The sequence below is a fragment of the Natronorubrum halobium genome (assembly GCF_051351675.1).
In the GTDB taxonomy this organism is placed as follows: domain Archaea; phylum Halobacteriota; class Halobacteria; order Halobacteriales; family Natrialbaceae; genus Natronorubrum.
The window spans coordinates 2,960,322-2,974,369 of sequence record NZ_CP195595.1; the positions used below are offsets into that span (position 1 = coordinate 2,960,322).

General features: G+C 63.7%; 18 protein-coding genes. 9 read left to right on the forward strand and 9 right to left on the reverse strand.

Annotated elements, in window-relative coordinates; all coding sequences use genetic code 11:
• The first annotated feature begins 31 nt into the window (after positions 1-31).
• The 3 genes from ACSFC7_RS14595 (at position 32) to ACSFC7_RS14605 (ending at position 2,416) form a co-directional block, all read left to right on the forward strand.
• Positions 32-478, forward strand: coding sequence for a UPF0179 family protein (locus ACSFC7_RS14595; RefSeq protein WP_090306548.1), 447 nt, complete (start codon positions 32-34; stop codon positions 476-478).
• Between the two features lie 112 nt (positions 479-590).
• A complete protein-coding gene (locus ACSFC7_RS14600; RefSeq protein WP_436343554.1) occupies positions 591-1,277 on the forward strand; it encodes a PHP domain-containing protein in 687 nt (228 codons plus the stop codon).
• The gene (locus ACSFC7_RS14605) at positions 1,274-2,416 is read left to right on the forward strand and encodes an asparagine synthase C-terminal domain-containing protein (protein WP_436343555.1); all 1,143 of its coding nucleotides are present in this window, start codon (positions 1,274-1,276) and stop codon (positions 2,414-2,416) included. Before ACSFC7_RS14600 ends, ACSFC7_RS14605 begins: the two co-directional genes overlap by 4 nt.
• Positions 2,417-2,534: 118 nt before the next feature.
• On the opposite strand, the gene ACSFC7_RS14610 is transcribed toward ACSFC7_RS14605, so the two are convergent.
• Both ACSFC7_RS14610 and ACSFC7_RS14615 read right to left on the reverse strand, forming a co-directional pair.
• Positions 2,535-3,500 carry a glycosyl hydrolase gene (locus ACSFC7_RS14610; protein WP_436343556.1) on the reverse strand — a complete coding sequence of 322 codons (966 nt, stop codon included), beginning with the start codon at positions 3,498-3,500 and terminating at the stop codon, positions 2,535-2,537.
• Between the two features lie 133 nt (positions 3,501-3,633).
• The gene (locus ACSFC7_RS14615) at positions 3,634-4,092 is read right to left on the reverse strand and encodes a DUF6069 family protein (protein WP_436343557.1); all 459 of its coding nucleotides are present in this window, start codon (positions 4,090-4,092) and stop codon (positions 3,634-3,636) included.
• Positions 4,093-4,220: 128 nt separating this feature from the next.
• On the opposite strand from ACSFC7_RS14615, the gene ACSFC7_RS14620 reads away from it, so the two are divergent.
• Complete coding sequence (locus tag ACSFC7_RS14620; RefSeq protein WP_436343558.1) at positions 4,221-4,619, forward strand: winged helix-turn-helix transcriptional regulator; 399 nt, start codon at positions 4,221-4,223, stop codon at positions 4,617-4,619.
• 179 nt (positions 4,620-4,798) lie between these two features.
• Positions 4,799-5,047, forward strand: a complete 249-nt coding sequence (locus tag ACSFC7_RS14625) for an amphi-Trp domain-containing protein (protein ID WP_436343559.1) — start codon at positions 4,799-4,801, stop codon at positions 5,045-5,047.
• 69 nt (positions 5,048-5,116) lie between these two features.
• Here ACSFC7_RS14625 and ACSFC7_RS14630 read toward each other — a convergent pair whose 3' ends face one another.
• The 5 genes from ACSFC7_RS14630 to ACSFC7_RS14650 all read right to left on the reverse strand — a co-directional run bounded on the left by ACSFC7_RS14630 (position 5,117) and on the right by ACSFC7_RS14650 (position 10,356).
• A complete protein-coding gene (locus ACSFC7_RS14630; protein WP_436343560.1) occupies positions 5,117-6,208 on the reverse strand; it encodes a P-loop NTPase in 1,092 nt (363 codons plus the stop codon).
• 121 nt (positions 6,209-6,329) lie between these two features.
• Positions 6,330-6,617: a hypothetical protein gene (locus ACSFC7_RS14635; RefSeq protein WP_436343561.1), complete on the reverse strand. Its 288-nt coding sequence runs from the start codon at positions 6,615-6,617 to the stop codon at positions 6,330-6,332.
• A 225-nt stretch (positions 6,618-6,842) separates the two neighbouring features.
• Positions 6,843-7,178 carry a hypothetical protein gene (locus tag ACSFC7_RS14640; RefSeq protein ID WP_436343562.1) on the reverse strand — a complete coding sequence of 112 codons (336 nt, stop codon included), beginning with the start codon at positions 7,176-7,178 and terminating at the stop codon, positions 6,843-6,845.
• Complete coding sequence (gene nrfD, locus ACSFC7_RS14645; RefSeq protein WP_436343563.1) at positions 7,175-8,542, reverse strand: NrfD/PsrC family molybdoenzyme membrane anchor subunit; 1,368 nt, start codon at positions 8,540-8,542, stop codon at positions 7,175-7,177. Before nrfD ends, ACSFC7_RS14640 begins: the two co-directional genes overlap by 4 nt.
• Positions 8,539-10,356: a 4Fe-4S ferredoxin N-terminal domain-containing protein gene (locus tag ACSFC7_RS14650; RefSeq protein ID WP_436343564.1), complete on the reverse strand. Its 1,818-nt coding sequence runs from the start codon at positions 10,354-10,356 to the stop codon at positions 8,539-8,541. Before ACSFC7_RS14650 ends, nrfD begins: the two co-directional genes overlap by 4 nt.
• A gap of 434 nt (positions 10,357-10,790) precedes the next feature.
• Between ACSFC7_RS14650 and ACSFC7_RS14655 the strand changes: the two genes are divergently transcribed.
• Positions 10,791-11,213, forward strand: a complete 423-nt coding sequence (locus tag ACSFC7_RS14655; protein ID WP_436343565.1) for a cupin domain-containing protein — start codon at positions 10,791-10,793, stop codon at positions 11,211-11,213.
• Here ACSFC7_RS14655 and ACSFC7_RS14660 read toward each other — a convergent pair.
• Positions 11,117-11,791 carry a helix-turn-helix domain-containing protein gene (locus tag ACSFC7_RS14660; protein WP_436343566.1) on the reverse strand — a complete coding sequence of 225 codons (675 nt, stop codon included), beginning with the start codon at positions 11,789-11,791 and terminating at the stop codon, positions 11,117-11,119. The genes ACSFC7_RS14655 and ACSFC7_RS14660 overlap by 97 nt on opposite strands.
• A 134-nt stretch (positions 11,792-11,925) precedes the next feature.
• Between ACSFC7_RS14660 and ACSFC7_RS14665 the strand changes: the two genes are divergently transcribed.
• From ACSFC7_RS14665 to ACSFC7_RS14675, 3 genes are all read left to right on the forward strand, one after another.
• The gene (locus ACSFC7_RS14665) at positions 11,926-12,156 is read left to right on the forward strand and encodes a DUF2249 domain-containing protein (RefSeq protein ID WP_436343567.1); all 231 of its coding nucleotides are present in this window, start codon (positions 11,926-11,928) and stop codon (positions 12,154-12,156) included.
• Positions 12,157-12,253: 97 nt separating this feature from the next.
• Positions 12,254-12,487 carry a DUF2249 domain-containing protein gene (locus ACSFC7_RS14670; protein ID WP_436343568.1) on the forward strand — a complete coding sequence of 78 codons (234 nt, stop codon included), beginning with the start codon at positions 12,254-12,256 and terminating at the stop codon, positions 12,485-12,487.
• A gap of 116 nt (positions 12,488-12,603) precedes the next feature.
• Complete coding sequence (locus ACSFC7_RS14675; protein ID WP_436343569.1) at positions 12,604-12,912, forward strand: DUF2249 domain-containing protein; 309 nt, start codon at positions 12,604-12,606, stop codon at positions 12,910-12,912.
• A 15-nt stretch (positions 12,913-12,927) separates the two neighbouring features.
• Here the strand turns inward: ACSFC7_RS14675 and ACSFC7_RS14680 are convergent, their stop codons facing one another.
• Positions 12,928-13,842, reverse strand: coding sequence for an alpha/beta fold hydrolase (locus ACSFC7_RS14680; protein ID WP_436343570.1), 915 nt, complete (start codon positions 13,840-13,842; stop codon positions 12,928-12,930).
• Positions 13,843-14,048 lie beyond the last annotated feature (206 nt).

Here is a 14,048-nt window from a genome sequence, read left to right on the forward strand (position 1 = left end):
TCTTAACCGCCGTCGTGAATTAGGGACCGCTATGTCGACCGTTACGCTCGTCGGAACCCGGCTGGCCGACCCGGGAACCGAGTTCGTCTACCACGGCGAGGCAGACGCCTGTGCCGGCTGTCCCTACCGCAGTCAGTGTCTCAACCTCCAGCCCGATACCAAGTACCGGATCACGTCCGTCCGGGAGAACGCCCAGACCCTCGAGTGCGCCATGCACGACGGCGGCGTCCGCGCCGTCGAGGTCGAACCCGTCTCCGTGCGCGCGAACATCCCGTCGAAGGGGGCGTTCGCCGGCAGCAAGGCGAGTCTCTCCGGCCCCTGTCCCTACGTCGAGTGTCCGAGCCACGAGTACTGCGAACCCGACGCCGTCGAGTTCGACGAGGAGTACCGCATTCGCGACATCCTCGGCGATCCGCCGCACGAGGTCTGTCACCTCGATCGGTCGCTCGAGATGGTCGAACTCGATACGGACGAGTAGGGCCTCGGAACCATCGACGTTCTCCGTGTGATCTTGTGACATTCCGTTCTCGCACAGCTATCACGTACCGAGTTGTTTTTGATCGGTCCACACGAACCGTCGAGGTATACCCGTGCTGTCGGTTGAACTCCACGCTCACTCCGCGCTCTCCTACGACGGCCGAGACTCGGTCGAGTTGATCCTCGAACAGGCCGAAGCCGTCGGTCTGGACGCGATCGCCGTCACCGACCACGATGAGATCGACGCGAGCCTCGCGGCCGCCGAACGCGCTTCCGAGTACGGACTGGTCGGCATCCCCGCGATGGAAATCTCGAGCAAGGCCGGTCACATCCTCGGCTTCGGTCTCGAGGAAGCCGTCCCGCCCGGGCTCTCCTACGAGTCGACGCTCGAGGCGATCTGGGATCAGGACGGACTCGCGGTGATCCCCCACCCCTTTCAGGAGTCACGCCACGGCGTGATGGCGCGCATCTCGCGCGACCAGCTCGCCGAGGGTGACGCGGTCGAAGTCTACAACTCCCGGCTGCTCACCGGCCGCGCGAATCGGCAGGCCGAACGGTTCGCCAAGTCCCACGACCTGCCGATGACGGCCGGCAGCGACGCCCACATCAGCGAGATGGTCGGCCAGGCGGTCACCCGCGTCGAGGCCGACGACCGCTCCGTCGACGCGATTCTCGAGGCGATCCGCGAGGGCCGGACCACCGTTGAAGGCAAACGAACGCCGTGGCACATCAGCTTCCGGCAGGCCGCCGGCGGCGTCACCCGGCGCGTCAGAAACGGCGTCCTGGGGCTCTTCCAGTGACGCTCCGCGGTGCCGACCCCGAAACCGTCCGCGGTGCCCTCGAGAGCGGCGACCCGCTGCCGGGAACGACCGGCTTCGCCGGTGAACTCGACGGCACGCTGGTTCGCGACGTCCTCGGCCGCGTGCCCGTTTACAGCGAGTCCGAGACCGATCGCTCTTCGACGAGCGAGACGGCCGCCGAGTGGGCGTTCGAACCGTCGGCCCTCGAGGAACCGAAACTCCTCCCGGCCGGCACCGCACTCGACCCGACGGATCCCAACGCCGAACCCGAACGCCGCTGGACGCTCCCCGATTCGGTCCCGGCGGACGACCCGGACGCCGCACTCGAGCGACTCGCCGCGGCGGTCGAGACCGCGGCCGACGACGCGCTCGACACGGACCGCGACGTCGCCGTCGCCTTCTCCGGCGGCGTCGACTCGGCCCTCGTCGCCGAACTGCTCGACGCGCCGCTGTACGTCGTCGGCTTCCCGGACAGCCACGACATCGAGGCCGCGCGGACGGCCGCCGACGCGATGGGCCGGGAGCTAACCGTCGTCGACCTCGAGCCGGCGGATCTCGAGCGTGCTGTTCCCCGCGTCGCCGAGGCGACCGGCCGCACGAACGCGATGGACGTCCAGATCGCCCTGCCGCTCTACCTCGTGGGCGAGCGCGTCGCCGCCGACGGCTTCGACGCGCTGGCGGTCGGACAGGGCGCGGACGAACTGTTCGGCGGCTACGAGAAGGTCGTCCGTCTCGACCACCGCGTCGAGGCCGAGACGACCCGCGAAGCCGTGCGCGAACAGATCCACACGCTGTCCGAGCAGCTTCCGCGAGACGTCCACGCGATCGACGCGACGGGACTCGAGCCGATCGCTCCCCTCCTGCACGACGCCGTCGTCGACGCCGCGCTTCGACTGCCGGACGACCTGCTGGCCGACGAGACCGAACGCAAACGCGCGCTCCGTCGCGTCGCCGCGGAGTACCTCCCCGAGGAGGTCGCCTCCCGCGAGAAGAAGGCCGTCCAGTACGGCAGCCTCGTCGCTCGCGAACTCGACCGACTCGCCCGACAGGCCGGCTACAAACGCCGGATCGACGATCACGTGACGAAGTACGTCCGGTCGCTGCTCGAGGACGATCCGGCGCCGCCGCCGGACTCCTGATTCTCTGGCTCCCGACTCGCCGATTCCACCGACTGCTGTCTCGTCTCGCGGTTCGTCTCCGTCAGAGAAGACAAACTATTATTCGTCCGCGAACATCCATCGAGTAGCGTTAGTCGGATTATCCGCCCGAAATCGACCGAATCCACCCGGGAACGTGCCCGAGCGTGGTCCAGTTATCGTTCTCTCGGACGATCACCCGACCTTCCGTCGTACCAGCGAGTACGCGCCCGTCGACCGCCGCCCACGCGTAAACGAACTCGTCCGGCGAACCGGGATATGATTTGCTCTCGAACGAGTCTCCACCGTCCATCGATTCGAACAGTGATGCGTTCACGTCTCGCTTCCTGTAGCGAGTCCCCATCGGGAGGGTTGGGGGAAGCGTTTGGGCTGCCGCGTACAACGTACCCCGGTAGGAAAGCGCTTCCTGAAAGTACGATCTGTCCGGGTCGACGTCGAGGCGAGTCCACGAGTGTCCGGTATCGCGAGTTCGATAGAGACCGCCGCCACACGAGACGACGTACTCATCGGCGGTTTCGACCAGTACGTGGTGAACGTCGTATTGAAGGTCGTCCTGTCGTACGGCTTGAAGTCCATGCCGTCTTTCGGCCCACGTCTCACCGTAATCGTCGCTGACGTGAACGCCGCCGACTTCGACGCCAGCGACGAGCCGATTCGGTCTATCCGGGTGTACGCCGAGGCTTCGGACGTGTGACCGCCCCCGGTGACGAGGGGTGTGCCATCGGCCACGTGAGGGAAGGTCCTGAAATCCCTCCAATTCAAGCCACGTCTTCCCGTCGTCAGTCGAGACGTACAGGTGGGCCGGATGTGTTCCCGCGTACAGACGATTGCCGTCGGGACTGACCGCAATCGCGTACACCTCGGTCCGAGGAACGCCGAGTCGCTCCCACGACTTCCCCTCGTCTGCCGAGCGATACAGGCCGGTTTTTGACGCTACGAACGAGCCGCGATTCTCAAACGAACGGACGCTGAGCGTCACGCTCGAGTCGAGTACCCGTTCGACGTCTTCGAGGTCACCGCTTTGCGAGCGGTACACACCATCTTGTGTTCCGATGAGTACCGTCACGATCTCGGTCACCCCTCCGGACGCTGCGTGGCCTGAACTTCTGCCGGTTCGATCGCCGTACACTCAACGACGCGTGCGCCGAGTCCATGCGGCCGCACCTCCCCCGGTGATTGACCTGGTCGACCGAGAGAGTTCATCGGAATCTGGCCTCCCGGTTCATCGCCCGGGTCAAGACACCGACGATGGTGACTGCGGCGGTCACGTGCATCACCGCGAGTATGGCGAAGACCCTTGGCGGAGCGCCGGACAGGTCGGGTGTGAGGAACATCGCAAATGAAAGCACCAGTATCACCCCTGCGATAGCGGTGAACGTCCGATTCGGTCGCGCCGAGTATCGGGTGATCACGCCGTACGCGAGGGTAGCCCCGATGGCAGCGACGGCTGAATTGACGACGACTGGCCCAACCGCGAGCGGTCCGAACGGTCCCCCGACGAATTCGGCCGGGAATTCGATCGTCGCTAGCCCGATAAACAGGACGAGCACGTTCACGACGATCACAGCGATCAACGCGATTAGACCGTATTTCACCAGTTGCTTCCTACCGACGGATCTGCTCGTTTCCGATTTGGTCATGGCGTTCGTGGATGCCATGCCCATAAGTACATCTACTGAAGTAATATACTATCAAGTTAGGAGTTATGGAGCAACTCACCTGTCGCTAGGCTACTTAGGGGCTTCGAAGGAACAAGTTATACGACTTCAGAGCAAATAGTAACGGTATGGTCGAACCCCCGCACGCCGAAGAATTCATCGAGACGATTCAGTCCAACGAGACGGCGAGACCGCCCGGTTCTGACCGAGCCGAGGCGGATAATCAAACCATGTCCGCGCTTCTCAACCTGCTGGGAAAGAAACACACTATCGTGATTCTACATCAGTTTGCAACGGGTGACGGACCGTTGCGATTCAGCGATCTAGAAGAGGCGGTCGATATCGCGCCGAATACGCTCTCGAATCGGCTCGAAGAGCTTACCGCGGTCGGGTTACTAACGCGGAAAGCGTACAACGAAATTCCACCTCGAGTCGAGTACGACGCCACGGAGAAGGCGAGAGACCTCGCTCCCGTCTTCTGGTATCTCGGCGTATGGACTGAACGGTACGAACTCGAGCCGGCCTGACGATTCGAATCAGGGAGGAGCGTCGCTCCGACCGAGAGTCGTCTCCGTCAGGGGTCGTCCGTCTCGTCCGTCCGTTTCGTCTCGAGTGTTGATACCTCGGTCCCCGAACCACCGTAACCGTAGCCCTGCCTGCCGATTCCCAGCCAATCTATTTATGATCGTTCGGTGGACGGTTGCTCATGGGAGAGAAGACCAACGACGAACAGGACGTGTCACGAGAGCAGGCAGCGGATCTGGTACAGGAAGTCGCTCGAGAACTGCGAAGCGATGGGCCCGCCGAACTGCGCGTCGGGAATAAGATGCTAACGCTCTCGCCGGCGCCGGAACTCGAGTACGGCATCGAAGTCCAGGAGCGATCACCGATGCTCGGCGGTCCGCGAGAGGAGGTCACGATAACGCTCGAGTGGGAAGTCGAAGAGGGAACCTGAGAGCAACCGTCGAAATAATTCGGCGGCGCTCGAGCAACCGTCACTCGAGACGAGCGGAAAACGGAGCCGCTAGTCCTCGAGTTCGGTCGGGAGCTGGTTCTCCGGCCCGCCCTCGACGTTGTCGGCGACCGTGCGGCGGTTGGTCTCGCCGATGCGGTCGGAGACCTCCGCGACGAGGTCCTCGACGGTCTCCTGGACCTCGCTCTCGTCGTCCTTGACGATCGCTCCCTCGCTGCCCTCCGCACCGAAGTCGGGGTGGATCGGGATCTGTCCGAGCAGCGGGACGTCGTACTTGTCGACGATCGACTGCGCCCCTTCGGTCCCGAACAGGCCGTGCTGGTCGCCACAGGACGGACAGACGAACGAACTCATGTTCTCGACGACGCCGAGCACCGGCGTGTCGTGTTTGTTGAACATCTGAATCCCCTTTCGCGTGTCGTCGAGCGCCATCTCCTGGGGCGTCGTGACGACGACCGCACCGGTGACCGGCATCGACTGGAGCAGGTTCAGCGTCGCGTCACCCGTCCCCGGCGGCAGGTCGACGATGAGGTAGTCCAGTCGACCCCACTCGACGCCCTCCAGGAACTTCAGCATGAACTTGTTGACCATCGGGCCGCGGAGGATCGCCGGATCGTCCTCCTCCTCCGTCATCATCCCCATGCTGATGACCCGGACGCCGTCCGAGCGGGGCGGGACGATGTCCTCACTCGGCGTCACGCCGGGTTCGCTCTCGACCGGCAGGATTTGCGGGATGTTCGGGCCGTGAATGTCGGCGTCGAGCAGTCCGACCATCGCCCCGCGCTTCTCGAGACCCGACGCGATGTTCGCGGCGACCGTCGTCTTCCCGACCCCACCCTTCCCGGAGGCGACGGCGATGACGTTGCGAACCCGCGGCAGCACCTCGTCGTCGAATCCGTGTTCTTCGCCGACGTGGGCACGCAGGTCCGTCTCGAGGCCGGCCTCGTCGCAGACCTCGCGAATTCGGTTGCCCAGTTCCATTTCGGAGGGCGCGTACGGGGCGTTCAACGCGAGGTCGATCCGGGCGGTTTCGTCCTCGATCTGAACGTCGTTTACCAGGCCGAGCGAGACGATATCCTCGCCGATATCCGGGTCTTCGATCCCCTCGAGTTTGATCTGGAGTTCGTGTTCTGTGATACTCATAGTGCGTCGTGTGCGTTACCCGAGGATAAGGTCGCCGAACGGGATACGTGTGATGGTTCCGTGTGCGAACGAGGGGATGGCCGGACACGTGTAGCGAGTCAGCCGAAGACGGGAACGACCGTCAGGAGATACTGGGTGCCTGTCCGTAGAAGATGATGCCGATCAGGACCGTTATGACGAGCATCGAGACCCACATGCTGGTCGCGATGCCGACGAGATAGGTGACGCCGAGGAGTCCCGTCTTCGTGTCCCGGGGCGTGCCGGCGAACCACGCGATGAGCATGACGTAGACCGGGAGCAAGACGACGCCGAAGATGATGTAGGTTCCCTCGTTCGGAAACCCGGTCCATCCCTCGGTCCCCTCGAACCCGTGATAGAGGACCATCGACAGGACGTCAATGAGTGTCATAGGCATGGTTTGCTACCTACCCGGGTCGTGGTTTCCCCTGACTGTGCATGGGTATCATGACAGCGGCCCGTGGCCACCGTCGAACGGTCATCGAGAATCCGCCCGAGAACGACGTATGCGTTCGTGAGGACGCGGCTGTCGGTGGTCAGTGCTGACGGCAAACTCGAGTGCAAAAAATATCGAGAATCGTTCCGAGTGACGGAGGCCCCGGTTCGACCGATCGGATTAGAACAGGAACCCGAAGATCGGTACGTCACCAGTTGGGCCGGGGGAGCCGAGCGGCTCCGGCAGACCGCCGTAGAACACGAAGCCGATGATCACGGTCAGGATGAACATGCCGATCCACATCTGGGCCGTGATCCCGACGAGATAGGAGACGCCGAGCATCCCGGTCTTCGTGTCGCGGGGTGTGCCGGCGAACCACGAGACGACCATGATGTAGACCGGAACCAGAATGACCGCGAAGATCAGGTACGTCCCGATATTGGGGAACCCGGTGAGGCCGTCGGTGCCGGTGTAGCCGTGGTAGAGCGGTTCTGCGAGTGCTGCGATGGTACTCATGCTTTCACCTCGGGTTCGGTCGCGGTTTCACCTGACTCTTCGTGTTCGTGTGCGTGGTCACCGCGAAGGTGTTCGACCGCGTGGAGCTCGACGATCGGAACGACCTTCGAGACGATGAGGAAGATCATCGTCACCATACCGACCGTGCCGACGAGCGAGAGCCACTCGATCGCGCTCGGGAAGTACTCGCCGGGCGTGGCCGCGTAGATCTCGAACTCGGGGTGCATGAAGCCTTCGACGACGAACAGTATCTTCTCGATCAGCGTCCCGGTGAGCACCGCCAACGAGGCGGCGATCGCGCGCATCTTCGTGAACAGCGACGGGCGAATCGTCTGGGCGAAAATGTACGCGAGCGTCCCGAAGACCAACCCCATCGAGAGGAGGTACAGTGGGTGTTCGATCGTCGCTCCCTGTGCGGTGCCCGTGCTGACCGGTGCGGCGAACAGTCCGACGACGTTCTGCTGGAGCTGGAGCCAGAGGAACAGGAGACAGAAGAACCCGAGCCACAGGAGCAGCCCGCGGAAGACGTCGTCGGTCATGATGTGGTCCCAGTCGTAGGCGCGACGGAACGCGTAGGCGGCGATGATCACGCCGCTGATCGCCGAGGTAAGCGCGATCGTCAGGAACTGTGGTCCCTGAACGGCGCTGAACCAGGCCGGCATACCGGGAAGCACCGCGAACAGCCACGGAATCACACCGCCGTGAAGCAGGAGCGGTGCCATGATGATGATCGCGAGTGCGAGCCACCAGACCATCCGCTCGACGATCTCGTCTTCCTCCTCGGTGTAGCCGAGGGTCAGGACGTTGTAGACCGGCGAGAGGTAGCCCGGCAGATCGTCACGGAGACGCGTGATGTCGTACCGAAGCGTCAGTGCGAGGTAGGTCGCCGTCAGCACGAAGTAGGCCGTGATGACGGTCACGTCCCACACCAGCGGCGAGTTGTTCACCGTGATGTGGTAGTGGCCCAGCACGCTCGTGACCATCCGGTCCGGACGGCCCATGTGGACCAGAATGTAGAAGCCGGCCGCGGAGAGGCCGGCGATCGTCAGCAGTTCGGCGAGGCGGGCGACCGGCATGTATCGATCCATGCCGAGCAGTCGGACCGCGGCGGAGAGGATGATTCCGCCGTGAGCGATCCCGACCCACCAGATGAACGCGCCGATGTACAGTCCCCAGGTCGCACCGCCACCGGTCCCCCAGTCGGAGAGTCCGGTGACGGCCATTCCCTCGGACAGCTGGTACATCCAGGCGACGAGGAAGGACCCGAAGGCCAGCGCACAGATCCCGAACAGGATGAGGTACTTCTTCGAGACGTTGTTGACCGGGCGGAGGATGTCCGCCTCGGATGGCGTCTTGGTGCTCATAGCGACACCCCTGCGTCACCGACGGTCTGGTCGTCGAGCACGTCCTTGCGGTTGTCGACGAGATTGACGCGCTCTCCGTCCGCGCGTTCGTAGGAGATGTTCTCGTAGGCGATTCCCGTCCCGGTCGGCTCATCACGCTGCTCGGCGTTCGGTCCGGGCTCGTTGCCGAGGTAGACGACGTTCGGGTTGGTTCCCATGTCCTCGAGCAGTCGGAAGCTCGACGACGGAACGCCTGCGAACGCCTCGAGGAGGTTCTGTGCGGCCTCTACGTCCGGGCCGTCGAACTCGTCCTCTGCTTCCTCTTCGTCGGATTCGTCTTCGTCCTCGTCTTCCTGAACGGACGAGCTGGTTTCCGCTTCTTCCGAGTCGTCTTCTGAACTGTTCTCTTCGTCGCCGCCCTCTTCTGTGCCGTTCTCTTCCTCACCGTTCTCTTCCTCACCGCCCTCTTCTGCACCGTTCTCTTCGTCGGGTGCTTCGGCGAGGTCGAGTTCCGTGAGCACTTCCTCGCTCTCGAGGTCGAGGCCGTGGTCCGAAAGTGCTTGGAGCACGTTCTGGACGTCCGTTTCGTACGAGGCGATGTCGCCGTCGCCGGCGGCCATCTCGTTCTCGGCAGTGATTTGGATAGCGAGCAGCAGTCCGAGCGTATCCTCGTCCAGATCGGTCGCGTCGAGGACGGATCCGAGGTCGTCGTCCTCGCCGTCGAGGTCCTCCTCGAGGGAGCCGAGGAAGTCCTCGCCGACGGACAGTTGGGCGAGCGTGCGGGCTCGGCTCGGGTTCGCCGCGTAGGTCTGCGGATCGCTGGTCTCGTCCTGCATGTTCCCGAAGTTGATGGCGTCCGGCGGACAGGCCTCCTCACAGGCCGTCGATCCGACCCTGTCGTCGCCCATCTCGCCGTCCTGTCGGGTCGGGCACATCGTACACTTGCTCATCGTGCCGCGCGGCGACCGGCTGTCGACCCAGCGGTCGCGTTCGTCGACCATGTGGTCGCCGTCCGAACCCATCTCCTCGGCCTGTGCTGCGATCTGATCCGTGGAGATGTCCGGTTCGTCCCACTGGAAGTAGTTGACGCCGTACGGACAGGCGACCTGACAGTATCGGCAGCCGATACAGACGTCGTAGTCGGTCAGCACGAGGCCGTCGGACTTGCGAGTGTGACGGGCCGTCGTCGGACAGACCTTCTCACAGGGTGCGTCGGTACAGTGCTGGCACGGTCGGACGAGCCGGTTGCGGCTGTTCTCCGGCGTGCCCCCTCTGGGTTCCTCGTACTCGAGGACGTACATCCAGTTGACACCCTGGTCGAGGTTGTTCTCCTCGGCACAGGCCTCCATACAGGAGAGACAACCGTCACAGCGCTCGAGGTCGATAGCCATCCCCCACTGGACGTCGCTGTTCGGCTGCGCGTCAGTGATCTCGTCGTCTGCGAGGCTGGGTTGTCCGTCGTCGACGGTGCCCCACGCACCGAGTCCGACGGCGGCTGCACCGACGCCCATCTTCTTCATGACGTCGCGGCGACTCTCGTCGCCGTCGCCGTCGAAGGCCGAAAGCATCCGCCCCATCGTGCCCTTCGACTCCTCCTGGGCCTTCTCGTAGGCGGCTTCGGTCGGACGGTCGTCGACGCCGAACTCCTCCATCACGTCGTCGTGATACTTCTCGTGGAATTCGGCTTCCGAGAGTTCGCCCTTGGTGACGCGCATCGCGTCCTGGGCCATTTGCATACCGAGATCGCTATCGTACTCGGTATCGTCGAGCATCCCCTCTAGTTCAGTCTCCCACTCTTGACCGAGCGGGTGGAAAGATTCGTCGTCCGTGCTCATTCCGATCGAACACCTCTGGACGAGAATCCGCTCGATGCGAAGTAATTACACGCCGACACGCAATTGAATACGGTCATCTGTGGATCCTCTGTACCGCACTCACAACTAGATAACGTTGAAGTGTAGAGTCGATTTCCACCGCGTGAGAATCGACGCGAATATGTTCGATGTTATTTAGGGCTACGTAATAGTCATCACCTGTACTGGCTGGCATATGGGTAATAGTAACGATGAACACGGGAGAGCGATCGGGATCGCGAAGGCGATGGAAACTCCCGAGTAGTTTCTCGAGGGCCCGATGTGAACCACATGTCAATACCGAATCAACATCTAAACTCGCGTCCGCAACCGGCCCCCTCGAACGGATCTCGAGGCGACACTGACCGAACAAATTCGGCTCAAGACCGACACCCGAGTGGAACGGACGGTTGCGTATGGCCGATCCCGATCTGCCCCCGACGCCGACGGAACGACGCCGTCTCGACGAACTCGATGTGACCCCGCACGCACACCTGTTCGACGGCGAACCGCAGACGATTCGACTCGCGCTCGCCGACGGTGAGCGGATTCCGGCGCACCGACATCCCGACCGAGCAATCGTCTTGCACGTCCTCGAGGGGCACCTCACGGTCACGCTCGGCGACGACGAATACGACGTCCGAGAACGCGACGTCGTCAGATTCGACGGGGCACAGGATACCTCCCCGAAAGCACAGGCGGACACGACGGCTCTCCTCGTGTTGGCACGGCGGCCGACTGATCAACTGCTCGTGAGCGGGTCCTCGACCGTCTCTTCGGTATCGACGCTCGGCAGATCCTCGACGAACCGCTTGATGATCGCTTCCTCGGCCCGGTGAAGCGTCTCGCTGCAGGTCGACTTCGCGATGTCGAGATGCTCCGCGAGTTCCGTCAACGAACTCCGCCGGGGCGTGTCGTAGTAGCCTTCTTTCACGGCGGCGACGACGACCTCGAGCTGTCGGTCCGAGAGCAACTGGCTCTCGTGGAGCCGCTCGCGGACGTGTTCGATTCGGTACTGAAGGCCGAAGTGCTCGAGTTGTTCGGCGAGTTCGGCGAGCCGATTCCGCGAACCGGTCACCTCGACCGTCGCCTCGCCGTCGACGATCTCGACGGGGAGTTCGATCGGCATTCCCGAGTCTCGGGAGGAAAACAGCAACAGCGGGGCAGTCGTCTCGAAGTGAACTGTCACCTCGTTCTCGCTCCACTGGGCGAGCGAGAGTTCGGTGATCTGGGGGTGGTCGCGCATGTCCTCGACGACGTCGGCGACCTCCGGGCCGGCGATTCGGACGAGGGCGAATCCGGTCTCGGAGCCGGGAACCGCCGCCAGCACCCGAAAGCTCGCCGCCGGATACGCCGTCGAGAGCTGTTGAATCCAGACCTGTTCGGGCATCGTGATTGTGAGTGTCGCCTGAGCCATACGAACGTGTTCCGTTCGACACTATATACCCGTGCCGTCGAATATATTCGCGACCGTTCCCAACCCGTGGGAATACCGGCGGTTCGAACACGTTCGCCCGAACGCCCACCCTCGTTCGCACCGATCGTCGAATCATGGCATCCGAATCGACTGCCACCGAGACGACGCTCGACGTCCGCGAGATCGACGGCCCGCCGTTCGACGACATCGTGGCTGCACTCGAGGCGCTCGCGGCGGACGAGCGACTGCGCCTGATTGCCCCGTTCGAACCGAAGCCGCTGTACGAGGTCCTCGAAGCCCGCGGATTCACCCACGAGAGCGAACGGCGCGCCGACGTCTGGCACATCCGCATTGAACGCGCCTAGGCTGGCCCGCACACGAGCGGTCCACCCGCTCTGCGACTCGGAAGGCGAACACATTCGGGCGAATATCCTTGCGACCGTGCTCCCCAGATTCAGTTGCATGACACGACTCGACGTCCGCGAGATCCCACCGGTGAACCGCCACCCGACCATCCACGACGCGTTCGACGACTTGGAGCCCGGCGAGACGCTGACGATCGTCAACGATCACGAGCCCAAACCGTTGTTCTACGAGTTCCAGGCCGAGGTCGACGCGTTCGACGCCGACGGCTACGAGGTCGAACGCGTCGCCCCCGAGGAGTTCGTCGCCCGGTTCCCGAAGGTGACCGCCTGAACTGACGAAACCGGGCCGACACGACGCACCACCCACCCCCCTGCTGCTCCACTTTTTCTGTGCGACCGAACACGTACGGGACGAAATCGAGGTAGCATCGCCGCGAATCACCGCGTATGCAGACCTCCGATACCGTCGTCGAGCGGACCGATGCGCCCAGCGACCGACCGCGAGAGGTCCTCGACGTGCGCTCGCTTGGCCCGCCCGAACCGCTCGCGAAGACCCTCGAAACGCTCGCAGATCGTTCCGACGAGACCGTCCTCGTCCAGCGCAACGACCGGGCCCCGCAGTTCCTCTATCCGAAACTCGAGGCGCGCGGCTACACATACGAGACCGTCGGGGGCAGCGAGGCGTCTGACGACGCCTCGAGCAGCCGGACGCAGTCCGGCGACGACGAGGTCGTGACCGTCATCTGGCGGGAGTGACCCCAGCAGCGCCGTTCAGAACTCCTCCTCGAACGCCTCGAGCAACAGGTCCGTCAGCCGCTCCGGTCGTTCGTGTTGGACCCAGTGGCTCGTCTCCGGCAGTAACTCGAGCCGACTGCGTTCGCAGTACTGGTCGGAGTCGATCGCCAGTTCGGTCGTCAGCGCGACGTCGTCGGTCCCCCAGACGATCAGCGTCGGGACGTCGACCCGCTCTCGAGGCACGGTGGGGGGGTACCGCGCGGCCGCTCGGTACCAGTTGAGCATCGCCGTGAGCGCCCCGTCCTGCCGCCAGGCGCGGCGATACTGCTCGAGATCGTGATCCGTGAAGGTGCCCGGTGCGGCCATCTCTCGGAGCGCTCGCTCGAGCAGGGCGAAGTGCCCGGCGCGGAAGGCGAGTTCGGGGAGCCACGGTAGCTGGTAGCAGAACGCATACGAGCTCCGACGCAGTTGCTCCGGATTCGAGAGCAGGTGGTGACGGTAGACGACCGGATGCGGGGCGTTGACGATCGCGAGCCGATCGACGACGCCGGGGTGTCGGAGCGCGAGGTCCCAGGCCACTGCGCCGCCCCAATCGTGGCCAACCACGCGAGCGCTGTCGCGGCCCTCGCTCGCGATCAACTCGACGACGTCCCGCGAACACTCACTGGTACGGTACGAACGCACGCCCGCCGTTTTCTCGCTCAGATTGTAGCCGCGCTGGTCGGGGACGAGCACGCGATAGCCGGCGTCGACGAGGGGTTCGATCTGGTGTCGCCAGCCGTACCAGAACTCCGGAAAGCCGTGAAGCAAGACGACCAGCGGGTCCGTTTCGTCGCCGGCCGCGACGACGTGAAACTCGATCCCGTTGACGGTTCGAACGGACGATTCAGCGCCGAGCGACGACGGGAGGTCTGCAGCCGTCTCGAGGCGCTCGGACGAGAGCGCAGCCATACGTACGCCGGCAACGCGGCCCGTGAAATCCGTTGGGGGAGAGACACGCCACGGTCGACCGTCGGGGGCCGGACACGTCACGATCGAGTCGGTAACTCTCGAGGAAGCGAATCAGCGTCTCGAGGGGTCCGGAGCCACCAATCTGGTCGAGTACGGACGACCTTCTGCAGCCGAACATATCCGCCTATTTACTACGGGATGGGAAT